Source organism: Pandoraea sp. ISTKB (assembly GCF_001721285.1).
GTDB lineage: Bacteria > Pseudomonadota > Gammaproteobacteria > Burkholderiales > Burkholderiaceae > Pandoraea > Pandoraea capi.
The window spans coordinates 33,236-57,080 of the sequence record NZ_MAOS01000021.1 but is presented as its reverse complement, the minus strand read 5'-3'; the positions used below and the strand labels follow the sequence as shown (position 1 = coordinate 57,080).

23 protein-coding genes and 1 tRNA gene are annotated in these 23,845 nt (G+C 62.9%); 13 read left to right on the top strand and 11 right to left on the bottom strand.

The features are described from left to right. Positions 1–26 precede the first annotated feature (26 nt). Positions 27–575 carry a hypoxanthine-guanine phosphoribosyltransferase gene (locus tag A9762_RS05135; RefSeq protein WP_069340960.1) on the top strand — a complete coding sequence of 183 codons (549 nt, stop codon included), beginning with the start codon at positions 27–29 and terminating at the stop codon, positions 573–575. Between the two features lie 186 nt (positions 576–761). On the opposite strand, the gene A9762_RS05130 is transcribed toward A9762_RS05135, so the two are convergent. Further along, positions 762–2,501: a proline--tRNA ligase gene (locus A9762_RS05130; RefSeq protein ID WP_069340959.1), complete on the bottom strand. Its 1,740-nt coding sequence runs from the start codon at positions 2,499–2,501 to the stop codon at positions 762–764. 238 nt (positions 2,502–2,739) lie between these two features. On the opposite strand from A9762_RS05130, the gene A9762_RS05125 reads away from it, so the two are divergent. After that, complete coding sequence (locus tag A9762_RS05125) at positions 2,740–3,429, top strand: RNA pyrophosphohydrolase (protein ID WP_083253645.1); 690 nt, start codon at positions 2,740–2,742, stop codon at positions 3,427–3,429. Between the two features lie 85 nt (positions 3,430–3,514). Beyond that, complete coding sequence (locus A9762_RS05120) at positions 3,515–4,090, top strand: CNP1-like family protein (RefSeq protein WP_083253644.1); 576 nt, start codon at positions 3,515–3,517, stop codon at positions 4,088–4,090. 141 nt (positions 4,091–4,231) lie between these two features. Here A9762_RS05120 and proB read toward each other — a convergent pair whose 3' ends face one another. The 4 genes from proB to rplU form a co-directional block, all read right to left on the bottom strand. Further along, complete coding sequence (gene proB / locus A9762_RS05115; RefSeq protein WP_069340958.1) at positions 4,232–5,365, bottom strand: glutamate 5-kinase; 1,134 nt, start codon at positions 5,363–5,365, stop codon at positions 4,232–4,234. A gap of 173 nt (positions 5,366–5,538) precedes the next feature. Then, complete coding sequence (gene cgtA / locus A9762_RS05110) at positions 5,539–6,669, bottom strand: Obg family GTPase CgtA (protein ID WP_069340957.1); 1,131 nt, start codon at positions 6,667–6,669, stop codon at positions 5,539–5,541. Positions 6,670–6,820: 151 nt separating this feature from the next. After that, positions 6,821–7,081: a 50S ribosomal protein L27 gene (gene rpmA / locus A9762_RS05105; RefSeq protein WP_010803931.1), complete on the bottom strand. Its 261-nt coding sequence runs from the start codon at positions 7,079–7,081 to the stop codon at positions 6,821–6,823. Positions 7,082–7,109: 28 nt separating this feature from the next. Beyond that, positions 7,110–7,421: a 50S ribosomal protein L21 gene (gene rplU, locus A9762_RS05100; protein WP_010803930.1), complete on the bottom strand. Its 312-nt coding sequence runs from the start codon at positions 7,419–7,421 to the stop codon at positions 7,110–7,112. Positions 7,422–7,748: 327 nt separating this feature from the next. Between rplU and A9762_RS05095 the strand changes: the two genes are divergently transcribed. Together A9762_RS05095 and A9762_RS05090 are read left to right on the top strand one after the other, a co-directional pair. Next, positions 7,749–8,678: a polyprenyl synthetase family protein gene (locus A9762_RS05095; RefSeq protein WP_240493455.1), complete on the top strand. Its 930-nt coding sequence runs from the start codon at positions 7,749–7,751 to the stop codon at positions 8,676–8,678. A 19-nt stretch (positions 8,679–8,697) separates the two neighbouring features. Then, a tRNA-Pro gene (locus tag A9762_RS05090) sits at positions 8,698–8,774 on the top strand. A gap of 179 nt (positions 8,775–8,953) precedes the next feature. Here the strand turns inward: A9762_RS05090 and A9762_RS29150 are convergent. Further along, the gene (locus A9762_RS29150) at positions 8,954–9,136 is read right to left on the bottom strand and encodes a hypothetical protein (protein ID WP_240493451.1); all 183 of its coding nucleotides are present in this window, start codon (positions 9,134–9,136) and stop codon (positions 8,954–8,956) included. Here A9762_RS29150 and A9762_RS05085 point away from each other — a divergent pair. The 7 genes from A9762_RS05085 (at position 9,123) to yacG (ending at position 15,642) form a co-directional block, all read left to right on the top strand. Then, a complete protein-coding gene (locus A9762_RS05085; protein WP_069340955.1) occupies positions 9,123–10,328 on the top strand; it encodes an HlyC/CorC family transporter in 1,206 nt (401 codons plus the stop codon). The genes A9762_RS29150 and A9762_RS05085 overlap by 14 nt on opposite strands. A gap of 141 nt (positions 10,329–10,469) precedes the next feature. Next, complete coding sequence (locus A9762_RS05080; protein ID WP_083253642.1) at positions 10,470–11,702, top strand: GspE/PulE family protein; 1,233 nt, start codon at positions 10,470–10,472, stop codon at positions 11,700–11,702. Between the two features lie 195 nt (positions 11,703–11,897). After that, positions 11,898–13,124: a type II secretion system F family protein gene (locus tag A9762_RS05075; protein ID WP_069340954.1), complete on the top strand. Its 1,227-nt coding sequence runs from the start codon at positions 11,898–11,900 to the stop codon at positions 13,122–13,124. Beyond that, entirely contained in the window at positions 13,121–13,990 is an 870-nt protein-coding gene (locus tag A9762_RS05070) for an A24 family peptidase (RefSeq protein WP_069340953.1), read from the top strand. The genes A9762_RS05075 and A9762_RS05070 overlap by 4 nt, the downstream gene beginning before the upstream one ends. Beyond that, positions 13,987–14,601 (top strand): dephospho-CoA kinase, encoded by a 615-nt coding sequence (gene coaE / locus A9762_RS05065; protein WP_069340952.1) that lies wholly within the window; start codon positions 13,987–13,989, stop codon positions 14,599–14,601. The genes A9762_RS05070 and coaE overlap by 4 nt, the downstream gene beginning before the upstream one ends. A gap of 86 nt (positions 14,602–14,687) precedes the next feature. Beyond that, positions 14,688–15,443: a cell division protein ZapD gene (gene zapD, locus A9762_RS05060; RefSeq protein WP_069340951.1), complete on the top strand. Its 756-nt coding sequence runs from the start codon at positions 14,688–14,690 to the stop codon at positions 15,441–15,443. A gap of 4 nt (positions 15,444–15,447) precedes the next feature. Continuing rightward, a complete protein-coding gene (gene yacG / locus A9762_RS05055) occupies positions 15,448–15,642 on the top strand; it encodes a DNA gyrase inhibitor YacG (RefSeq protein WP_069340950.1) in 195 nt (64 codons plus the stop codon). A gap of 212 nt (positions 15,643–15,854) precedes the next feature. Here yacG and A9762_RS05050 read toward each other — a convergent pair whose 3' ends face one another. From A9762_RS05050 to secA, 4 genes are all read right to left on the bottom strand, one after another. After that, the gene (locus tag A9762_RS05050) at positions 15,855–16,289 is read right to left on the bottom strand and encodes an NUDIX domain-containing protein (protein WP_069340949.1); all 435 of its coding nucleotides are present in this window, start codon (positions 16,287–16,289) and stop codon (positions 15,855–15,857) included. Positions 16,290–16,376: 87 nt separating this feature from the next. Then, positions 16,377–17,261: an ATP-binding protein gene (locus A9762_RS05045; RefSeq protein ID WP_069340948.1), complete on the bottom strand. Its 885-nt coding sequence runs from the start codon at positions 17,259–17,261 to the stop codon at positions 16,377–16,379. A gap of 247 nt (positions 17,262–17,508) precedes the next feature. Next, positions 17,509–18,738, bottom strand: a complete 1,230-nt coding sequence (argJ, locus tag A9762_RS05040) for a bifunctional glutamate N-acetyltransferase/amino-acid acetyltransferase ArgJ (RefSeq protein WP_069340947.1) — start codon at positions 18,736–18,738, stop codon at positions 17,509–17,511. Between the two features lie 204 nt (positions 18,739–18,942). Further along, the gene (gene secA, locus A9762_RS05035; protein WP_069340946.1) at positions 18,943–21,753 is read right to left on the bottom strand and encodes a preprotein translocase subunit SecA; all 2,811 of its coding nucleotides are present in this window, start codon (positions 21,751–21,753) and stop codon (positions 18,943–18,945) included. Positions 21,754–22,057: 304 nt separating this feature from the next. Here secA and A9762_RS05030 point away from each other — a divergent pair, with 304 nt between their 5' ends. After that, positions 22,058–22,525: a DciA family protein gene (locus tag A9762_RS05030; RefSeq protein WP_170836184.1), complete on the top strand. Its 468-nt coding sequence runs from the start codon at positions 22,058–22,060 to the stop codon at positions 22,523–22,525. A gap of 230 nt (positions 22,526–22,755) precedes the next feature. Here the strand turns inward: A9762_RS05030 and lpxC are convergent, their stop codons facing one another. Next, positions 22,756–23,670 (bottom strand): UDP-3-O-acyl-N-acetylglucosamine deacetylase, encoded by a 915-nt coding sequence (lpxC, locus tag A9762_RS05025; RefSeq protein ID WP_069340944.1) that lies wholly within the window; start codon positions 23,668–23,670, stop codon positions 22,756–22,758. Positions 23,671–23,845: the final 175 nt, after the last annotated feature.

The window sequence follows — 23,845 nt, the reverse complement described above, 5'->3', positions numbered from 1 at the left end:
ACCACCGTTCCACAGGGTCGCCCCATATGAACCGCGAAGAAGCCCTCGAAGTATTCCGTAATTCCGAAGAAATCGTCTCCGCCGACGAGGTCAACCGCTCCGTCGACACGATGGCAAAGGCCATCAAGGAAGCCATTGGCGACGAATTCCCGATGGTGCTGTCGGTCATGGGCGGCGCAGCCGTCTTTACCGGCATGCTCCTGCCGCGACTCGACTTCCCGCTCGAATTCGACTACATCCACCTCTCCCGCTACAACAACACCACCACCGGCGGTGCCATGCAGTGGCGCGTCGCACCGCGTGATTCGGTGCGTGACCGCGTGGTGCTCGTGCTCGACGACATTCTGGACGAAGGCGCCACCATGGCCGCGATTCGCGACCGGATTCTGGAGATGGGCGCGTCGAAGTTCTACAGCGCCGTGCTGTGCGAGAAGATCCTGACGAAGGAAAAGCCGTCGCATCCGGATTTCTGCGGCTTCACCGTGCCGGATCGCTACGTCTTCGGCTGCGGCATGGACGCCAAGGGTTACTGGCGCAACCTGCCTGCCATCCGCGCGCTGACGACGGCTCGCTGATCGCGGCGCGACATCCCGGCAAGCGTTTCGGGATGTCGGTATTGGCGCCGGGGGGCAATCTCCCGCGCCCAAAGAAAAAGGGACCTCATCGAGGTCCCTTTTCTTTGATTACCCGGCGGCCGTCACATGCACGGTGTCGCCGTTCCGTGCACCGCCGGCCGGATCGACCGACAGCGCACGTCCTACTCAGATCGCCTTGGCGGCGCGCACCTTGCCGGTGACAACTTCTGCCACGGTCTCGGCGTCGAGCAACTGTGCTTCCGTGTCGCGACGACCCTGATACTCGATCTTGCCTTCCTTCAGGCCACGGTCGCCGATCACCACACGATGCGGCACGCCGATCAGTTCCCAGTCGGCGAACATCACGCCCGGACGCTCGCCACGATCGTCGAGAATCACGTCGATACCGGCGGCCACCAGATCTTCATACAGCTTGTCGGCGGCGGCACGCACGGCGTCGCTGCGGTCGTAGCCCATCGGGCACAGCACCACTTCGAACGGGGCAATCGCTTCCGGCCAGATGATGCCGCGATCGTCGAAGTTCTGCTCGATGGCCGCGCCGAGAATGCGCGTGATGCCAATGCCGTAGCAGCCCATTTCCATCGGCGCCGGTTTGCCCGTTTCGTCGAGGAACGTGGCGTTCATGGCGTCCGAGTACTTCGTGCCCAGCTGGAACACGTGGCCGACTTCGATACCGCGGCACAGCGCGATCTCGCCCTTGCCGTCCGGCGACGCGTCACCCGGCACGATGTCGCGCAGGTCGAAGACGATTTCCGGTTCCGGCAGATCGCGGCCCCAGTTCACCCCGGTGATGTGGAAGTCCGTCTCGTTCGCGCCCACGACGAAGTCGCTCATCTTCGCGACGGTGCGGTCGACCACGAGCTTCACCGGCTTCTTCGTGCCGATCGGGCCGAGGTAGCCCGGCGGCGTGCCGAACCATTCGACGATCTCGGCTTCGCTGGCAAAACGCATCTCAGCCAGACCCGGCACTTTGCTTGCCTTGATCTCGTTCAGATCGTGATCGCCGCGCAGCAACAGCAGCCAGACGGTCGTGCCGGCCTTCTCGTCGTCCGTCGCGAGGACGATCGACTTGACGGTGCGCGTCAGCGGAATCGAGAGCAGTTCCGCGACGGCTTCGCACTTGGCCTTGCCCGGCGTGGCGGTCTTGGTCATGGCCTCGGCAGGCGCGGCACGCTCGCCTTGCGGGGCGAGCGCTTCGGCCATTTCGACGTTGGCCGCATAGTCCGACGTCGGGCAATAAGCGATGGCGTCTTCACCGGTCTCGGCGATCACGTGGAACTCGTGCGAGCCCGAGCCACCGATGGAACCGTTATCGGCCACGACTGCGCGGAACTCCAGACCCAGGCGCGTGAAGATGCGCACATAGGCGTCGAACATCTTCTGATAGGACACTTCCAGACCCGCGCGATCCTTGTCGAACGAGTAGGCATCCTTCATGATGAATTCGCGGCCACGCATCACGCCGAAACGCGGACGGATCTCGTCGCGGAACTTCGTCTGCACCTGATAGAAGTTCACCGGCAACTGACGATAGCTCTTGATCTCGCGGCGTGCGATGTCCGTCACCACTTCCTCGTGGGTCGGTCCGACGACGAATTCACGGTCGTGACGATCCTTCAGACGCAGCAGCTCCGGGCCGTACTTCACCCAGCGGCCCGACTCCTGCCACAGTTCGGCCGGTTGCACGGCCGGCATGAGCAACTCCAGCGCACCCGCGCGGTTCATTTCTTCACGGACGATGGCTTCGACCTTGCGGATCGAGCGCAGGCCGATCGGCAGGTAATCGTAGATACCGCCGGCGACGCGGCGAATCATGCCGGCACGCATCATCAGCTTGTGGCTGACGATTTCGGCGTCGGCGGGGGCTTCCTTGAGGGTGCCGATGAAGAAACGAGAGGCTTTCATGCAGATTTCCGGGAAAAATTAGGGTCAACGGCGCACGCGGCGGTTCGGTCGGCTGCGCCAAAGCAGGGCCGGGGCGCGTAACGAGATGGTACCGAGACGGTAGCGTGACGTCTTCGCAGCCCCTGAGACTCCCGCCGGCCGTACGCGCCGCCCCGGTTACCCGAGCCGCCGCCGGCCGCCGCGCCGGTGATTATCTGTTTATAATCGAAGCAATTTTAAAGGATTCAAGGGTGGTTGTATGCTGGACCGTGAAGGCTTTCGCCCGAACGTCGGCATCATCCTCTTAAACGCACGCAATGAAGTGTTCTGGGGCAAGCGGCTGGGCGAGCACTCCTGGCAGTTCCCGCAAGGCGGCATCAAGTACGGCGAAACGCCCGAACAGGCCATGTTCCGAGAATTGCACGAGGAAACCGGGCTAAAGCCAGAACACGTCAAAATCATCGGTCGCACACGCGACTGGCTGCGTTATGAGGTGCCGGACAAGTTCATCAAACGCGAAGTGCGCGGACATTACCGGGGCCAGAAGCAGATCTGGTTCCTGCTGCGCATGGTCGGGCGCGACTGCGATATCTGCTTGCGTGCAACCGATCATCCGGAGTTCGACGCCTGGCGCTGGAACGAATACTGGGTGCCGCTCGACGCGGTGATCGAGTTCAAGCGCGAGGTCTATCAGCTCGCGCTGAACGAGCTCTCGCGATATCTGCGACGCACCGCCGCACGCGCTCAGCAGGACCGGCGCCGGTTTCCGCGGGCCGGGGCACGTGTCGGCGAAATGCCGCCGGGCGCCACGGATGCGTTGCATGAGCAGGAAGGCGGCTTCGGCAGCGGTGACTGCGGCGACGCGTCTGCGACAGCGGGCACTGCGGACACGGCAGATACCGCGGATGCGGCAGACAATGCCGACCGTCAACACCGCCGGGAGCACTGAACCGGACGGCCGCCGGCCTGTCACAACACCGGACGCGGGCATGATGCCCGCGCCCGCTTTTTTTTGATTCCTCGACCCCATTCCCATGCGTCCTTCCTTTGCCCGCCGCGCCCCGCGCCTGGTCACGCTCGTTTCCCTGGCCGCCCTCGCGCTGATCGCCGCTTGCAGCAGCATGTCGCAGCCCGTTCAGGACTTTGACGAATACATGGCGCAACAAGAGGCCGCCAAGGGCAAGTGGAAGGAGGCGGAATACAAGCTCCCGACCGAAGCGCCGAAGGATGCCGACCTGATCAGCTTCTCCACGCTGCCCAACGCCACCCTCGATTACGCCATCGACGCGAAGTCCGTCGAAGTCACCCGCGACGACGGCGTGGTCCGCTACGTCGCCGTCATCCGCAGCAAGGAAGGGGCGCGCAACGTCTCGTACGAAGGCATCCACTGCGCATCGTTCGAATCGCGCCTGTACGCCACCGGCCGCCCTGACGGCACCTGGGCGCCGGCACGTAACAGCGAATGGCGTCCGATCCGCCCGTATGGCGCAACGGCCTATCAGGGCATTCTGTTCCGCGATTTCCTCTGCCAGGACAAGACACCGTACGGCACCGCCAAGGACATCGTGCAGAACCTGCGCTATCCGACGACGCCCGCCGCCTATCGTTGATGCCTTGCAGAGCAAGCGGCGTCCGCGTGATAACGCTGATGCCGCTGCGGCCTTCGCGATGAAAAAAACGCCGGTCACGAATCTCGTGCCGGCGTTTCTTGTTTCTGGCCGTCCCGCCTCACCAAGGAGGCTGTATCGGTCTCAGCGCAGAATCAGGTTGTCGCGATGGATCAGCTCCGGCTCGTTCGCAAACCCCAGCACCTGTTCGATGTCGCTGCTTGGGTGGCGGCGAATGAGACGCGTCTCGGACGCGCTGTAATTCGACAGACCGCGCGCGACCTCGTGACCCGCTTCGTCGACACAGGCGATGACCTCGCCACGCGCGAAGGTGCCTTCCACATCGATGACGCCGATCGGCAGCAGGCTCTTGCCCTCTTCCATCAACTTCTTGCACGCGCCCGCGTCGATCACGACACGACCGCGCACTTGCAGATGATCGGCCATCCACTGCTTACGGGCCGTCAGCACCGCGGTGCGCGCTACCAACTGCGTACCGATGGCTTCGCCGCCGGCCAGACGCACGAGCACGTCGGCTTCCCGCCCCGACGCGATTACGGTATGCGCACCGCTCGTCGCCGCGCGCTTGGCCGCGAGAATCTTGGTGAGCATGCCGCCCCGGCCGATGTTGGTGCCGGCGCCGCCAGCCATGGCTTCGAGACGCTCGTCTCCCGCTTCGGCCTCGTGAACGAACTCGGCGTCAGGATGCTTGCGCGGATCGGCCGTGTAGAGTCCCGACTGATCGGTGAGAATGACCAGCGCATCGCCATCGATCAGGTTCGTGACGAGCGCGCCGAGCGTGTCGTTGTCGCCGAACTTGATTTCGTCGGTCACGACCGTGTCGTTCTCGTTGATGATCGGCACCACGCCCAGACGCAGCAGCGTGAGCAACGTCGTGCGGGCATTCAGATAGCGTTCGCGATCGGCCAGATCGGCGTGCGTGAGCAGAATCTGCGCCGTACGTACGCCGTGCTCGGCGAAACGGGTTTCGTACACCTGCGCAAGTCCCATCTGCCCCACGGCAGCGGCGGCTTGCAGTTCGTCGATGGCCTTCGGACGACGTGCCCACCCCAGACGCTGCATCCCCTCGGCAATCGCGCCCGAACTCACGAGCACGACCTGCTTTGGCGGTCGTCCGTCGCCCCCGTGCCGCAACGCGGCAATCTGCTGCGCCCAACGCGCAATGGCGACATCATCCAGCCCGCGACCGTCGTTGGTCACGAGACTGGAGCCCACTTTCACCACGAGCCGCTTGGCATCGGCGATGACCGAACGCATGGACCTGAACTCTCCGGAGGTATTGGGAAGACGGGGCTGCTGCGGGCGAGGAAGACATGGATGGCGCGGGGCGCCGGTCGTCGCTCAGTTGGCCGCTGCGGCCGGATCGCTGGCGCCTGCGCGATGGACGTTGCCCATGGCGCGACGGTGCCAGCGTTTGAGTGATACGGAGTTTACGCCTTTGGCGCGTCGTCCGTTGGGGTTTGTGGTGCTTCGACGGCAGCGGGGGCCGCACTACCGGCGCGGAAACGCGGGTCGGCAGCCGCGTCTTCAATCGCCTCTTCGACGGCGCCACGTTGCTGATACAAGTACTCCTGCACTTCCAGGCACAGCTTCTCGCAGCCTTCGCCGGTCAATGCGGAGATTTCGAACGTCGGACCCTCCCAGCCATAGCGCTTCTTGAAGTCCGCCACACGCTCGGCACGTTCTTCTTCCGGCAGCATGTCGACCTTGTTGAGCACCAGCCAGCGCGGCTTCTGGAACAACGTTTCGTCGTATTTCTGTAGCTCGAGAACGATGGCCTTGGCATCCGCCACCGGATCAACGCCCTCATCGAACGGCGCGATATCCACGATGTGCAGCAACAGGCCAGTACGCTGCAAGTGACGCAGGAACTGGTGACCGAGGCCCGCCCCTTCGGCAGCGCCTTCAATCAGGCCCGGAATGTCAGCGATCACGAAGCTACGGCCCGGCGCGGTACGCACGACACCCAGATTGGGGTGTAGCGTCGTGAACGGATAATCCGCAATCTTCGGACGCGCGTTCGACACCGAAGAGATGAACGTCGATTTGCCCGCATTGGGCATGCCGAGCAGGCCGACGTCCGCGAGCACTTTCAGCTCGAGCTGGAGCATACGGCGCTCACCGGGCTTGCCCGGCGTAGTCTGACGGGGCGCGCGGTTCGTGCTCGACTTGAAATGGATGTTACCCAGACCGCCCGCACCCCCTTGCGCAAGGACAACTTCCTGACCGTGCTCGGTCAGATCGGCGATGGTTTCGCCGGTGTCCATATCGGAGATGATGGTGCCGACCGGCATACGCAGGACGATATCGTCGCCGCCCTTGCCGTAGCAATCCGAACCGCGACCGCGCTCACCGTCCTTCGCCAGATGCTTTTTCGAATAGCGGTAGTCGATCAGGGTATTGATGTTGCGATCCGCCACGGCGAGCACGCTGCCGCCGCGACCACCGTCGCCGCCGTCCGGTCCGCCGAACGGCACGAATTTCTCACGGCGCATCGATGCCGAGCCGTTGCCGCCGTCCCCGGCGATCACCTCGATTCGTGCTGCGTCAATGAATTTCATGTGGGTCCGCCCCGCTTAACGACCGTCCGCAGACGATCCAGAATACTGTTCACTGCCCCACGCCGGGCGCGACCGATGCGCTGCACACTGGCGGGACAAACAAAAAAGGCTCCGCATGAGAGCGGAGCCTTTTGGTGGCAAAAGGCTTAGCTTACGCTGCCGGCACCACGCTAACCACTTGCTTCTTCGCTGCGCCCTTGACGGCGAACTGCACGTGGCCGTCGGCCAGTGCAAACAGCGTGTGGTCCTTACCGATGCCGACGTTTTCGCCAGCATGCATACGAGTACCGCGTTGGCGAACGATGATGCCGCCAGCCAGGATTGCCTGACCGCCGTACACCTTCACGCCGAGGCGCTTCGACTCGGAATCGCGGCCGTTACGGGACGATCCGCCTGCTTTTTTGTGTGCCATGACTTAACTCCTTACCTAGCTCGATCGATTAGCCGTTGATGCTGTCGATGCGCAGCTCGGTGTAGTTTTGGCGATGGCCTTGACGCTTTTGGTAGTGCTTGCGACGGCGCATCTTGAAAATCTTCACCTTGGGGTGACGACCCTGGGCGATAACGGTAGCCTTGACGGAAGCCCCACTGACCAACGGCGCACCGAACTTAATCGATTCGCCCTCGCCAACGGCGAGAACCTGGTCGATGGTGATTTCAGCGCCAATGTCAGCCGGTATCTGTTCTACTTTGAGCTTTTCGCCAGCAGCAACCTTATATTGCTTACCGCCGGTTTTTATGACCGCGTACATTGTTGAACCTCACTCATAAACAAGAGAATTTCCGTGCAGACCGAGGGTCCCGAAAGGACACGACTTACCGGCCGATCGCACCGCTGCGGGCCGTCATACCGAAGTATTTTCGGACCCGGCGCAACGAATGCGCGCACGAAAACGGGGAATTATACAGACTTTCTCCTTTTGCGTCAAAGACTTCCGTGACGCCAGTCATTCCGCGGCTCTGGTGCCCGAAAGTGGCCGCACCCACTATATAATTTGGGGCGAATTTTTCCTCACCCGAGCCTTGTCTTGACTGCTTCGACTTCTTCCCAGAACGTACTGGCCGCCATCGCCGACGACATGCGTGCCGTCGACCAGCTTATCCGCCACCGGCTGGCCTCCGAGGTGGTCCTGATCAATCAGATCTCGGAGTACATCATCAATTCGGGCGGCAAACGGCTGCGCCCGGCATTGCTGCTGCTGGTGTCCGGCGCGCTTGGCGTGAGCTCGCCCGCGCGCTTCGAGCTGGCCGCAGTCATCGAATTCATCCACACCTCCACGCTGCTGCACGACGATGTGGTCGACGAATCCGATCTACGTCGCGGCAAGCAGACGGCCAATGCGCTGTTCGGTAACGCGGCGTCGGTCCTGGTCGGCGACTTTCTGTATTCGCGCTCCTTCGAAATGATGGTGAGCGTGGACAACATGCGCGTGATGCAGATTCTGGCGCGCGCCACCAACGTGATCGCCGAAGGCGAGGTGCTGCAACTGCTGAACATGCACGATCCCGATGTGGACGAGGCACGTTACCTGCAAGTGATCAAATACAAGACGGCCACGCTGTTCGAAGCGGCGACGCAACTCGCCGCCGTGCTCGCGAATGCGGATGCACAGACCGAAGCTGCCGTTCGTGAATATGGTGGACGTCTGGGCACGGCCTTCCAGTTGATGGACGACTGGCTGGACTACGCCGGCGACACCGATGCCATGGGCAAGAACGCCGGCGACGATCTGCGCGAAGGCAAACCGACGCTGCCGCTGATTCACGTGCTCCAGCACGGCACCGAAGCCGAACGCGCTCTCGTGCGCGAAGCGATCGAGAATGGCGGCACCGACAAGTTCGAACCGATCCTCGCCGCGATCACGCGCACAGGCGCACTCGACTACACGCTGGCGCGCGCAAAAGAAGAGGCAGATGCAGCGGCTCAAATAATTTCTGCACTTCCCTCTTCCCATTACAAAAATAGCCTGCTAGAATTATGTTCTTACTCGATAGCGCGACGCACTTAGCGAAGTAGCAGTATCGAAGCGGGGTGTAGCTTAGCCTGGTAGAGCGCTACGTTCGGGACGTAGAGGCCGGAGGTTCGAATCCTCTCACCCCGACCAGGATTTACTTTGCTCATAGCAAAGCAAAAAACCGACGGACGTGTCCGTCGGTTTTTTTATTTCTGCCGCTATTTCCGCCGTAAGATTCCCTCGCCTCTCACTCAACGCTTGGGACTCCGGCCCATTCCCGTCATCCTGCACCATCCGACACGATGCGCTGAGGTCGATCACGCATCGAGTCAGGCATCGAAACGGGCCCCAACATCCCCTCTGCTATAGTGGCGACTCATTGCCACCGCCGCGCTTCGCGCACCGAAAAGCTTGGACGCCTTGCCCTTATGGGCGCAGATTTGCGCCGTCGCCTTCCTGATCATCTGCTCGGGATTCTTTTCCATCTCGGAGACGAGCATGATGGCGCTCAACCGCCATCGCCTGAAGCATCTGGTGCGCATGAACGTCTCCGGCGCCCGATCGACGCAAGGCCTGCTCTCCCGCACCGAAGATCTGCTCTCGACGATTCTCGTCGGCAATAACGTCATCAATACCGTCGTGCCGGTGCTCACCACGTCGATCGCGGTGCGTTACTTCGGCAACGACGCCGTCACGCTCTCCATCGCCACCGCGATGATTGCGCTGCTCATCATCATCTTCGCGGAGATCGGCCCGAAGATCGTCGGCGCAACGTATCCGGAACGCATCGCCCTGTCGGTCAGCACGCCGCTCAAACCCATCGTCGTCGCGGCGACGCCGCTCGTGTGGGTACTCAATACATTCGTGCGCGGGATGCTGCGCGTGCTGCGCATCGATACGCGTCGCGCGGCGGGTGAAGCCCGCCTGACGACGGAAGAGTTGCGCACCATCGTGCTCGAAGCCGGCAACTACATGCCGACCAAGCCGCGTAGTGTGCTGCTCAATCTGCTCGATCTCGAGAACATCGCCGTCGACGACGTGATGGTGCCACGCGCGCGCATCGAAGCACTCGACATCTCGGCGCCGCTCGACACCATCCTCATGCAACTCGAGACCTGCTATCACAACAAGTTGCCGGTGTATGACGGCGACATCGATCGCATCATCGGCATCTTGCCGGTGCGTCGTACGTTGTCCGCGCTGCGTCATCCGGACGATCTTTCCGTCGATACGTTGCGTGCGCTGCTCGTCGATCCGTACTTCATTCCGAGCGACACGCCCGCGCTGCGTCAGTTGCAGTACTTCCAGGAGAATCAGCGCCGCGTGGGGCTGGTCGTCAACGAGTACGGCGAAGTCGAAGGGCTGGTGACGACCGAGGACATCATCGAAGAACTCATCGGCGAGTTCACGACGAGCGTACCGGGCACCGGTGGCAGCCGCTCGGGCTGGACGTCCGACGGCGAGTGTCTGGTTGGCGGCGGCGTCGGTCTGCGCGACCTGAACCGCCGGCTCGGGTTGCATCTGCCGACCGACGGACCGAAGACACTCAATGGCCTCATTCTCGAAGTGCTGCGCGAGATTCCGGAAGCGGCCGTCAGCCTCGAGATCGAAGGCCTGCGTATGGAGATCGTGCAGATCGACAACCAGGCGATCAAAACGGTTCGGTTGTTCAAACCGGGGCCGCGCGCCGCCCATCACGACTGACGATTTGCGATCGCAGTGAATCGATGGCACCGCGCTCGATCACTGCGCGTCACACACCGCCATTTTTCGGGTTATTCCGATTGAGCGATGCCGGGGTTATGACGAGACTAAAGCTTCACGCAGCTCTCGCAGAACCCCGTCATGTCGCAATCCACCGCTCCACTCCCTGCCCCATCCGTTGATGGCACGTCATCGACAACGGCGCCTCCCTTCGTCTCAACAACGTCATCTTCCGGCGCGCCTCGTGCGTCTCCCAAGGGCGAGACGCCGCTGCAATGCCTTGAGCAAATTCTGAACGACGCGATTCGCGCAGGTGCGTCCGATGTCCATTTCGAACCGATGGCGCAACGCTTTCGCGTTCGGCTGCGCATCGACGGCTACCTGCAAGAACACTGCGAGGTGCCGCTCGCGTGGCGCGACATGTTGGTGTCGCGACTGAAAGTCCTCGCGAATCTGGACATCGCACAAAAGCGATTGCCGCAAGATGGACGCATGGTGTGGCGCGAAGCGGGAGAGCCGGTGGAGTGTCGCGTGAGTGCGCTGCCCACGCTCTACGGAGAAAAGCTCGTGGTGCGACTGCTTGACGGCGCCAAGGTACCGCTGGCGCTGGAAGGCCTCGGTTATACGCCGAAGCAGTATCTCGCACTGACGCAGGCCATCTCGCGGCCGCACGGCATGATTCTGCTGACGGGGCCGACCGGCAGTGGCAAGACCGTCTCGCTGTACAGTTGCCTGCGACGGCTCAACGACGCATCACGCAATATCGTGACCATCGAAGACCCGGTGGAAATCCGTCTGCCGGGCATCACGCAGGTCAATCTGAACGAACGCGCCGGACTCGACTTCGCGACCGCACTGCGCGCCTTTCTCCGCCAGGATCCGGACGTCCTCGTCGTCGGTGAAATTCGCGACGCGCTAACGGCCCAGATTGCCGTACAGGCCGCACAGACCGGGCATCTGGTTTTCGCAACCGTGCATGCGAACGACGCGCCGAGCACACTCGCACGGCTCTTCGACCTTGGCGTTGCACCGTTCAATCTCTCGTCGACGCTCCTGCTCATCAGTGCACAGCGCCTGCTCCGGCGACGATGCCCTGCCGGATGTGAACCTCGCGCAGCGGCAAGCGACATCGAGCGCGACGGCCGATCGTGCATGCGCTGTCACGGCAGCGGCTTCGCCGGGCGCATCGGCGCCTTCCAGGTGATGCCGATCAGTGCGACGCAAGCCATCAACATCGCTCAGGCGCGCAGCCCTCACGAACTGGCGGCACAGGCGCAAAGCGAGGGGATCATGACGCTGCGCGAAGCCGGGCTATGGCATGCGCAAACAGGCACCGTCAGCGAGGAGGATGTCGATGCGACGACTCCCGCCTGATGCTGCGTCACCGAATGTTTCTGCCGATGCGTTCCGGTTCGTGCGTGAACAGTTCACGCGAATGCACCCCGATGACGATCTCCGGCGAGAGGTATCGCTCCCTGCGTCACCGGATGACGTTCGTCCAAAGTGGTCGACGCGTCGCCCTTCCCAGCGTCGAACGGTCTCCTCAAGCCATCAAATCGAGCGTGCCGAATGTCTCAATTGATGCAGCCACGTCGCTGGCACTGGCAGGGACGAGACGCCGACGGGCGCGCACAACGCGGCGATGTCGTCGCACACGGCGAAGCGGCTGCCCGACTCGCGCTTCGGCAGCAGTACCCGCAGGTGACGATCACGCACCTGGGACCGGGACGCCGTCACGCGCCGGCGGCACGCACCCGGTCGTCCGACGCTACGGACTTCGTGCGGCGTCTGGCGACGCTGCTGGGTGCGGGCGTCCCGCTGACCGCTGCGCTCGACGTGCTGGCACGCGGCGCACACACGCGAGGCCTCAAGCGGCTGGCGTCCGGCATCGCACAGGACGTCGCGTTGGGCCACCCGTTGGCGCAGGCGATGGCGCGCGCCAGCCGACGCTTCAGCGGCGTCGATTGTCAGTTGATCGCCGCGGGCGAACTGAGCGGGCAGCTTGGCCCAACGTTGATGCGTCTGAGTGCCCATTACGATCACGCACAAAGCGTGCGGGACAAGCTGCAACGCGCACTCGCCTACCCGCTCACGGTACTGGTCGTGGCGGTGGCCGTCGTGATCGCGTTGCTGCAATGGGTGATCCCGGAATTCGAGCGCCTGTTCGCCAGTGCCGCCGGCGGGGGCGTGCCGCTGCCACCACTGACTCGCGCGCTGATCGATCTTTCACGCGCGTCGCTGACGAGCGGCCCGTGGATTCTGGCCTGCGCTGGCGCAGCGGGTCTGGCCATCGCTGCCATGCTTCGGAGAAGCCTGCGTATGCGACGCCAGCGAGACCGTCTGATATTGCGGTTGCCGGGGGTGGGCAACATCGTCCGGATGATGAGCGCCGCCCGATGGGCGAGAACACTGGGCACGCTGCTTGACGCCGGTGTCGCGTTGCCGGATGCCATGGATGCCGCGGCAAGCGCCTGCGGCAGCCTCGTCATGCAGGAAGCCGCACATGCGGTGCACCGTAAGGTCACCCGGGGAGCGCGTCTGGCAACGTCGCTCGAAGCCGACGGACACTGGCCGCTGGCCGTGGCACAACTGGCCGTCATCGGGGAGGAATCGGGTACACTCGGGCGCATGCTCAACCAGGCCGCCGGCCTGCTCGACGAGGAAGCTTCGCAGGCGCTGGTCAGTACCTGCGCGACACTCGAACCCATGATGATTACGTTTCTCGGCCTGCTGATCGGCGGTATGGTCCTCGCGATGTATCTGCCGATGTTCCAACTCGGATACGGTGTCGCATGAACGCGCTCGATGGCTACGCTGAATTCCTTCTCGTCGATTGGCTCGCGCAACTGGCCCCTCACTGGCGTCTCGCGCTGTTCGCCATCACCGGCATGCTTGCCGGGTTAGTGCTCGACGTCGTCGTGCGACGCGTGCCGGCGGCGATCGAACGCGCGTGGCTCGAAGAGCTTCAGGCCGCCGAGGCGTCGGAGTCCCTATCACCGGCAGCACCGGCACCTCACGCCACACTCCAGACGACACCGATTGCGCTCTCGCCCGCCGCCACCCTGTCGGGCATCAGTGCGACCGACCTGCCCATATTGCCCGCGGACGCGCCGCCACGTCGCTGGCAACTCGCGTTGCTCACCGGCGCACTCAGCGTCGCCATCTCATGGCGGTTCGGTCCGACATGGCAAAGCCTGGGTGCGCTCGGTCTTGTCTGGACGCTCATCGCGCTCGCGTACATCGATCACGACACGCAACTGCTGCCCGACATCCTGACGCTGCCGCTGCTGTGGGCCGGCCTGCTCTGCAACCTCGGCCATTGGTTCGCGGCGTTACCGGCCGCCGTCATCGGTGCGGCAGCCGGGTACATGAGCCTGTGGGCGATGTATTGGGTCTATTGGTGGATACGTCGTCGCGAAGGCATGGGTTTCGGCGACTTCAAGCTTTATGCGGCGTTGGGCGCCTGGTTCGGCTGGACGGCGCTGCCTCAGATTCTGCTCGTCGCGTGCGTCCTTGCCATCGTGGTTGCCGGCAGTGCGTGGCTGATGGGACGCCTGCGCAGCGATCAGATGTTTCCTTTCGGCGCGTTTCTCGCCGCCGCTGGTATCGTCACGCTCTTCGGCGGCGACGGCCTGATGTTCTGGATCGGAGGAACTCCATGACTTACGCCATCGGCCTGACCGGCGGCATCGGTAGCGGCAAGACGACCGTCGCCAATCTGTTTGCCACGCACGGCATCGCCATCATCGACACCGATGCCATTGCGCACAGCATCACTGCACCGGGGGGCGCGGCCATGCCCGCTATCCGGCGCGAGTTTGGCGACGCCTTCGTGGCGCCGGACGGCTCGCTCGACCGGGCACGGATGCGCGAAGCCGTCTTCACGGACGACGCCGCGAAAGCGCGTTTGGAGGCAATTACCCATCCGCTGATCCGCACGGAATGCGAGCGCGCTGCGGCCGAAGCCCAGGGGCCCTATCTGATTTTCGTAGTACCGCTGCTGGTCGAATCCGGCACCTGGCGCGAGCGTGTGCAGCGGATATTGGTCGTCGACTGCACGCAGGAGACGCAGATCGCGCGTGTCATGTCCCGAAACCGGTTCACGCGTGAGCAGGTGCAGGCGATCATGGCGCGTCAGGCATCACGCGCCCAGCGGCTTGCCGTGGCGGACGACGTGATCGACAACGACGTGCAGCACGCCCCGCTCGCGCCACAAGTCGACCGTTTGCACGCCACCTATCTCCAGCTGGCGACGCGCACGGGAGGCGAATGAGCGCCCGCTCGCGTTGCCACCCGACAGATTCCCGCATTAGAATGTCGCCATTACGCTGAAAAGCGCCAACTTTTGGGCCAACGCGCTTGATCCTGTACGAATATCCGCTCAACGAACGCATTCGCACGCTGCTTCGGCTAGAAGAGCTGTTCGGGCGCTTTGCCTTTTTCGTGGGACAGGATCAGCCGCTCGATCACCATGCGGCCCTGATCACGATGTTCGAGATTGCCGACATCGCGGGTCGCACCGATCTGAAGAACGAGCTGGTCAAGGAACTCGACCGCCAACGTCAGACGCTCCAGACCTATCGCGGCAATCCCGATATCGCCTCCGACGCGCTCGAACAATTCATCGGCGAAGTCGAGCTGGCCATCGCGAACCTCAATCAGATTCCCGGCAAACCCGGCCAGCACCTGAACGACAACGAATGGCTCGCGAGCATTCGCAGCCGCTCGGTGATCCCCGGGGGGACCTGCCGTTTCGATCTGCCGTCGTATTACGCCTGGCGTCATAACGACGCCGAGCAGCGTCGTCACGATATCGATAAGTGGATCGGCCCGCTATTCCCGATTCGCGACGCCATCGCGATCGTGCTCGGACTGGCACGCGAGTCCGGCCATGCCAGCAAGGCGATGGCACAACAGGGCAGCTACCAGCAGATGCTCACCGGGCGCGTGTATCAACTGATGCAGGTGCGTGTCGCGGCAGACCTCCGCGTGATTCCGGAAGCGAGCGCCAACAAGTACATGCTGTGGGTACGCTTCACGACGCAGGACGGTGATCTGAAGCCGCGTCCGGTCGACAGCGACGTACCGTTCCTGCTCACCCTCTGCAATCTGTAAGACCATGACGAGCGTCGTCAACTGTCCGACCTGCGGCAAGAAAGTTGCCTGGGAGCCGAAGTCCAAATTCCGTCCGTTCTGCTCGGAGCGCTGCAAGCAAATCGACATGGGCGCGTGGGCCGCAGAGAAGTACACGATCCCGGCCGAGTCGCCGGAAGATCCGTCTCAGGAATCGCCGCTCGATCCGACGCAACGCTGATCGACGCATCGAAGTCCCGGAATACCAAAGTACCGATCGAACGCTTTACGCGATGACGGGCTGACAGACGGCGACGGCGCCGATCAATCCGTCGTCAGTGACATCAAGCTCGGATCCAGTCGAGCCGGAAAAACAAAAATGCCGCTTCGGTAGACATCGAAGCGGCATTTTTCATGCGCTCGCCAAACGGCAGCGCTTGCGGTGCGCGCTCGTCAGGGGCGCGCGGCCAACTCCTCAGCAAGCCACGTCAACGGGGGCAGCGCCGCCGGCAGCAACGGCTCGACGCTCACCGGCGGGTGCTCCCACGCCAGCGCCTGACCTTCCTTGCCATGCGGCTCGCCCTGCCATGCCGTCACCTTGCAGAAATGCAGACGGACGTAGGCGTGCGGATAGTCGTGCTCCAGCACACGCCACGGTGCGCAGCGCTCGACCGTCACGCCCAGCTCCTCGTGCAGCTCGCGCGCCAGCGCCGCCGCCACCGACTCACCGGCCTCCAGCTTCCCGCCCGGAAACTCCCAGTAACCGGCATACGGCTTGCCCGCAGGGCGCTGGCCGAGCAGCACCGCGCCGTCCGGGCGCACCATCACACCCACGGCCACTTCCGTGACGGGACGCCCATCCGGCGCCATTCGATTCGAGTCTGTCATATCACTACACACCTACGGAATTTCCCACTCGAACGGATAGCACCCGGGCCGCAACATCACACCCCGAACGCCACACCGTCCCTATCGTTACGACGCCTGCGACGACGCCCCACGCTGCTTGCCGGCCCAGTCGCGAGCAAACTGGAACGCGACCCGGCCCGAGCGCGAACCCCGCTCCAACGCCCAGATCAGCGCTTCCTGACGCGCACTTTCCGTCTGGTCCGCCGGCACGCCGAAGTGCTGCAACCAGTGGCTGACGATCGTCAGGTAATCGTCCTGCTTGAACGGATAGAAACTCACCCACAGCCCGAAGCGCTCGGACAGGGAGATCTTCTCTTCGATCACTTCGCCCGGATGAATCTCACCGTCTTCGGTGTGGCGATAGCTCTCGTTGTCCTTCATGTACTCGGGCAACAGGTGACGACGGTTGGACGTCGCATAGATCAGCACGTTGTCCGACTGCGCGGCCACCGAACCGTCAAGCGCGACCTTCAGCGCCTTGTAACCCGACTCGCCGTCCTCGAACGACAGATCGTCGCAGAACACGACGAAGCGCTCCGGGCGCTGCGAGATCAGATCGACGATGTCGCCCAGATCGGTCAGATCGTCCTTGTCGACTTCGATGAGACGCAGCCCTTCCGACGCGTACTGATTCAGGCACGCCTTGATCAGCGACGACTTGCCGGTACCGCGCGCGCCGGTGAGCAGCACGTTGTTGGCCGGCTCGCCACGCACGAACTGACGCGTGTTCTGCTCGATCAGCGCCTTCTGACGCTCGATGTTCTGAAGATCGCCCAGCGTGATGTTGGAGACGTGCGCGACCGGTTGCAGGAAACCGCGCCCCTGCTTCTTGCGCCAGCGGAACGCCGTCGCGACGCTCCAGTCGATCTCGGGGGTAGCCGGGGGCAGCATCGCCTCCAGCCGGGCCAGCACGCCTTCAGCGCGCGTCAGGAACTGTTCCAGTTTGTCCATTGCTTCGAAATCCCCGCGCCGCTATCGGGCGCTCGTGTCGATGCTTCGAGGTGTTGTCGTTTCCCTTCGCTGTGCGCCCCGGTGCTTTTGCCACCAGCTGGCGATGCGCCCGATATCGATATACCTGTGCCATCGGGCACCCACGTCTACCGGCGCAGGGTGGATGCCGGTCAGACATCCGTCGCTGCGCCGACGGCCCTTCGCATCCGGTGGGATGCTCACACGATCCGGGCCGTCGCGTCGGGTCTCAGGAACGGTAATCCGCGTTGATGCTCACGTAGTCGTGCGAGAGATCGCACGTCCACAGCGTTGCTGCCGCGTCGCCGCGACCCAGCACCACGCGTACCGTAATTTCGCTTTGCTTCATCACGCGCTGACCGTCTTCCTCACGATAGTCGGCATTGCGGCCGCCAGCGCGGGCGACCAGCACGTCGTCCAGATAGAGGTCGATCTTGCTGACGTCGAGATCGTTCACGCCCGCATAGCCGATGGCGGCCAGAATGCGGCCCAGATTCGGATCGGACGCGAAAAACGCCGTCTTCACCAGCGGTGAATGGCCGATGGCGTACGCGATCTGGCGGCACTCGGCCACGTCACGGCCACCTTCGACCGTCACGGTGATGAACTTGGTCGCGCCTTCGCCATCGCGCACGATCAGCTGCGCCAACTCCTGCGAGATCGACAGCAACGCATCGCGGAAAGCGGCGAACGCCGGAGTGTCGGTGCTCGCGATTTCCGGCAGTTCCGTCTGGCCCGTGGCGGCCACGATGAACGAGTCGTTGGTCGACGTATCGCCATCGATGGTGATGGCATTGAACGAGCGATCCGCAACGTACTTCACCAGTGCGTCGAGCACCGGCTGCGCCACGCGGGCATTGGTGCCGACGAAGCCGAGCATGGTCGCCATGTTCGGCTTGATCATGCCCGCACCCTTGCTGATGCCGGTGAGCACGATCGTCTGACCATCGATCACGATCTGACGCGAGGCCGCCTTCGGCAGCGTGTCGGTCGTCATGATCGACTGCGCGGCTTCGAACCAATGGGCGGGCGCCAGATTGCCAATGGCCTGCGGCAGACCGGCGACCAGGCGATCGACCGGCAGCGGTTCGAGAATCACGCCCGTCGAGAACGGCAGGATCTGGTTGGACGAGACGGACAGCAGCTTGGCCAGCGCGTCGCACGTCGCGCGCGTGGCGAGCATGCCGGGTTCGCCGGTGCCGGCGTTGGCGTTACCCGTGTTGACGACGAGTGCGCGAATGCCGGCCTTGGCCGCCAGATGCTCCTTGCACACCGTGACCGGCGCGGCGCAGAAGCGGTTCGTCGTGAACACGCCCGACACCGTGCTGCCGGCGGCCAGTCGCATGACCAGCACATCCTTGCGGTTCGGTTTGCGGATATTGGCTTCGGCCCAGCCCAGTTCCACGCCCGGAACGGCGTGCAGTTGGGAGGCTTCGATCGAGGGGAAATTGACGGCCATGAGGGTTCGCCCGCGAGAGGTAAGGGTTGCAGCTCCCGCCCTGGCGATGTCGGCACGACAGCCCGCCGGGGCGGCGGTTGATCGGTGCGGCCGGTTCGACGGGATTGCGAAATGTCGTGAAACGCTGCAAAACGCTTCGAAAACCGGCGCTATAAACGACGCGGCGCCGATCATAAGTCGGCGCCGCATCGATCACTTCACATCTTAAGACAGTTTGCCGTGGCAGTGCTTGAATTTCTTGCCACTGCCGCATGGGCACGGGTCGTTACGTCCGACCTTCGGCAGGAAGTCGCCGCCTGCGGCCGCCCCTGCGGCACCGGCAGTTGCCCCAGCCTGCGCGAGCGCCGCGACCACCGGGCGACCGGCGTCCTCGTCGACCTCACCTTCGCCGCCCACGGTTTCCAGCTCATCGTGCTTGAACTCGATGTTGACCAGACCACCGGCGTTGTCGTCGAGCGATTCCGTCGCCTGCTCCAGCTCTTCCTGCGACTGGATACGCACGTTCATGATGACGCGCGTGACTTCCAGCTTGATGGTCTCGAGCAACTGCGCGAACAGTTCGAACGCTTCGCGCTTGTACTCCTGCTTCGGATTCTTCTGGGCGTAGCCGCGCAGATGAATACCCTGACGCAGGTGATCCAGCGCCGCCAGATGCTCGCGCCAGTTCGAATCCACGCTTTGCAGCATGACCGAGCGCTCGAAACCGGAGAACGACTCGCGTCCGACCAGTTCGACCTTCGCGTTGTACGACGCTTCGGCCGCGTCCATCACTTCCTTGAGGATGTCCTCGTCGTCGATCTCTTCCGAGCCTTCGATGCGCGATTGCAGCGGCAGGTCGAGCTGCCACTCTTCGCGCAGCGTCGTCTCCAGCCCCTTCAGATCCCACTGCTCTTCCACCGTACCGGCCGGCACGTAGTTGCGCACGACATCTTCGAACACGCTTTGACGCATGCCCGCGATCGTTTCCGAAACGTCCTGGGCTTCGAGCAGTTCGTTACGTTGCTGATAGATCACCTTACGCTGATCGTTGGCAACGTCGTCGTACTCCAGCAGTTGCTTACGCACGTCGAAGTTACGGGCTTCGACCTTGCGCTGCGCCGACTCGATCGAGCGCGTGACGATACCGGCTTCGATGGCTTCGCCTTCCGGCATCTTCAGACGATCCATGATCGCGCGCACGCGGTCGCCCGCGAAAATGCGCAGCAGCGGATCTTCCAGCGACAGATAGAAGCGCGACGAACCCGGATCGCCCTGACGGCCCGAACGGCCGCGCAACTGGTTGTCGATACGACGCGACTCGTGGCGCTCGGTGCCGATGATGTGCAGACCGCCAGCGGTCTTCACCTGCTCGTGCAGCCCTTGCCATTCATCCTGCAATTGCTTGATGCGGGCTTCCTTGTCGGCCTCGGCCAGCGACTCGTCGGCTTCGATGAAGCTCGATTGCTTCTCGACGTTGCCGCCCAGCACGATGTCGGTACCGCGACCGGCCATGTTGGTCGCGATGGTGATCACGCCCGGACGACCGGCCTGCGCCACGATCTCGGCTTCGCGCTGGTGCTGCTTGGCGTTGAGCACCTGGTGCGGCAGCTTTTCGCGCGTGAGCAGTTGCGAGAGATATTCCGACGTTTCGATCGAGGTCGTGCCCACCAGCACCGGCTGGCCACGCTCCACGCATTCGCGGATGTCCTTGATGACGGCGTCGTACTTTTCCTTGGCCGTCTTGTAGATCTGGTCCTGACGGTCGATACGCTTGGGCACACGGTTCGTCGGGATCACCACCGTCTCGAGACGGTAGATTTCGTTGAATTCGAACGCTTCGGTATCTGCCGTACCCGTCATGCCCGAGAGCTTGGCGTACATACGGAAGTAGTTCTGGAACGTGATCGAGGCGAGCGTCTGGTTCTCGTGCTGGATCTTGACGTGTTCCTTCGCTTCCACGGCCTGATGCAGGCCTTCGGACCAGCGACGGCCGGCCATCAGACGACCGGTGAATTCGTCGACGATCACGATCTCGTCGTTCTGCACCACGTAGTGCTGGTCCTTGTGGAACAGCGTGTGCGCGCGCAGTGCGGCGTACACGTGGTGCATCAGCGTGATGTTCTGCGGTGCGTAGAGGCTGTCGCCTTCGGCGATCATGCCCCACTCGGCGAGCAGTTGCTCGGCCTTCTCGTGGCCGCGTTCGGTCAGGAAGACCTGACGGCCCTTCTCGTCGAGCGTGTAGTCGCCCGGCACTTCGACACCCGTCCCGTCGGCCTTCTCTTCACCGATCTGACGCTCCAGCATCGCCGGCAGGCGATCCATCTTCACGTACAGCTCGGTGTGATCTTCGGCCTGTCCCGAGATGATCAGCGGCGTACGCGCTTCGTCGATCAGGATCGAGTCCACTTCGTCGACGATGGCGTAATTGAGCGTGCGTTGTACCCGCTGATCGGTCTCGTAGACCATGTTGTCACGCAGGTAGTCGAAGCCGAACTCGTTGTTCGTACCGTACGTGATGTCCGCGGCGTATGCAGACTGCTTCTGGTCATGCGGCATCTGCGACAGGTTGATACCCACCGACAGGCCGAGGAAGTTGTACAGCCGCGCCATCCACTCGGCGTCGCGCTGCGCCAGGTAATCGTTGACGGTCACGACGTGCACGCCCTTGCCCGAGAGCGCGTTCAGATAGGCGGGCAGCGTGGCGACGAGCGTCTTGCCCTCGCCCGTGCGCATTTCGGCGATCTTGCCGTAGTGCAGCACCATACCGCCGATGAGCTGAACGTCGAAGTGGCGCATCTTGAGCACGCGCTTGCCCGCCTCACGGCAGACGGCAAAGGCTTCGACGAGCAACGAATCCACGCTCGCCCCCTGGGCGATACGTTGCTTGAATTCCTCGGTCTTGCCACGCAGTTGCTCATCGCTCAGCTGGGCGATCTGCGGCTCGAGGGCGTTGATCGCCGCGACGGTTTTCTGGTACTGCTTGATGAGCCGCTGGTTGCGGCTGCCAAATACTTTTTTAAGAAGACCGGGAATCATCGGATCACTGGTTAGGGCGGCAAATGTCGTTCGCAATCGCGCGGTCGGTCGACGGACGAATCCCTCACCCCGGAGCCGAGCCCCATGAGTGACGATCCGCCCGCGGCGTCTGTGCGCTGCGGGTCACCGTGTTTGGCACTCTGGCCGCACGCCGGTTCGATACCTGTACTGAAAAAAGGATTCTAGCATGCTGTCGTGGCACGCCCCGGCGGTGCCCGACCTCGACAAACCGGTGTTTTCGGAAGCCGGTGGGAGGCGACGCCCGATCGCGGGGTAAAATATGCGGCGACATCTGTCTCATCATATGAAACGACCCAAAGCGCCCCGCGTTGCCCGCCCTCTGACCGACCTGCTGTCCGCATCCGACGGTGCCGGTTCGCTGCTGGTCGCCGCCGAACAACTCGGACGGCTGGAGCGCGACGTCCATGCGCTGTTGCCCGCCGCACTTTCCAGCAGTGTCAGGCTTGCGCCGCCGCGCGAAGGGGCGCTGGTCTTTCTCGTGTCAAACAATGCGCTCGCCGCCCGCCTGCGTCAGCAGACCCCATCGCTGATCGAGGGGCTCGCCACGCGCGGATGGCTCATCCGGACCATCAGGATTCGCGTGAGCATTGCCGCGCCTGAACCGCAAAAGCCGCCCAAGGAGGCGCATCTGTCGCGACAGGGGCTCGTGAGCCTGCGTGATCTGCGCGATTCGCTGGAGCCATCCCCGCTTCGCGACGCCCTCGCCCGTCTCGTCGCCCGCCACTCTTACGGCGGTACGCGCAAGCCCTGATCCCCGGATCGCGCCATCCATTGCTGACGCCCGGTCTCATCCGGCGGATCTCATCGAAGACGATGACCGACACTATCCAATAACGTCGATTTAGCGCCGATATCGCCGCACAGTTTTTGCGGACGCCGATATCTCTCGTGCGTCAAATAAAAAAGCGCCGGATGACCGGCGCTTTCTTTTTGTTACATCCGCGTCGCCTTCGATCAGGCGCTCCGCAGCATTTGCGTAACTTACGCGAACTGCGTCTGCGGTTCGAACTGGAAGCCGCGCGGTGCGTCTTCCGCACGCTCGAACGTCACGATCTCGTAGGCGTCCTGCGCGAGAAGCTCGCGCAGCAGCTGGTTGTTCAGACCGTGCCCCGACTTGTAAGCCGTGTAGGACGCCAGCAGCGAGTGCCCGATGACGTACAGATCGCCGATGGCGTCGAGCATCTTGTGCTTCACGAACTCGTCGTCGTAGCGCAGGCCGTCGTTATTCAGGATGCGGTACTCGTCGAGCACGATCGCATTGTCCATGCTGCCGCCGCGTGCCAGCCCCAGCTCACGCAGCATTTCGACTTCGTGAGCGAAACCGAACGTACGCGCCCGCGCAATTTCCTTCGCGTAGGACGTATCGGCGAAATCGATCTCGAGCGCCTGACCCGTGCGATCGACTGCCGGATGACGGAAGTCGATGGTGAACTTGAGCTTGAAGCCGTCGTACGGCTCGAGACGCGCCAGCTTGTCGCCGTCGCGAATCTCGACAGGCTTCGTCACACGGATGAATTTCTTGGCCGCAGGTTGCTCTTCGATACCTGCCGACTGGATCAGGAAGACGAACGTCGCCGCGCTGCCGTCCATGATCGGAATCTCTTCGGCCGTCACGTCGACATACAGATTGTCGATGCCCAGCCCTGCGCATGCCGACATCAGGTGTTCCACCGTGGACACCCGCGCACCATCCTTCTGCAACACCGACGCGAGACGCGTGTCGCCGATCGCCATCGCCGACGCCGGAATCTCCACAGGAGGATTCAGATCGGTACGGCAGAAGACGATGCCCGTATCGGGCGGCGCCGGACGCAGTGACAACTCGACCTTGCGACCGGAGTGCAAGCCGATGCCGACTGTCTTGGCGATGGATTTGAGTGTGCGCTGCTTAAGCATGCTATTTATTAAAACTATCAGACGCTAGGGATCATAGATCGAATTATATCAGATCGGCGCCTTCATCGCTGTGCCACAAACACAACGCTTCGTTACTAAACATTCCGGATGTTGCCCCATCGGTCTGTCTCCGCCTATACCGCGATACGAAATAACCTATTCGCGAAAAAAGCAT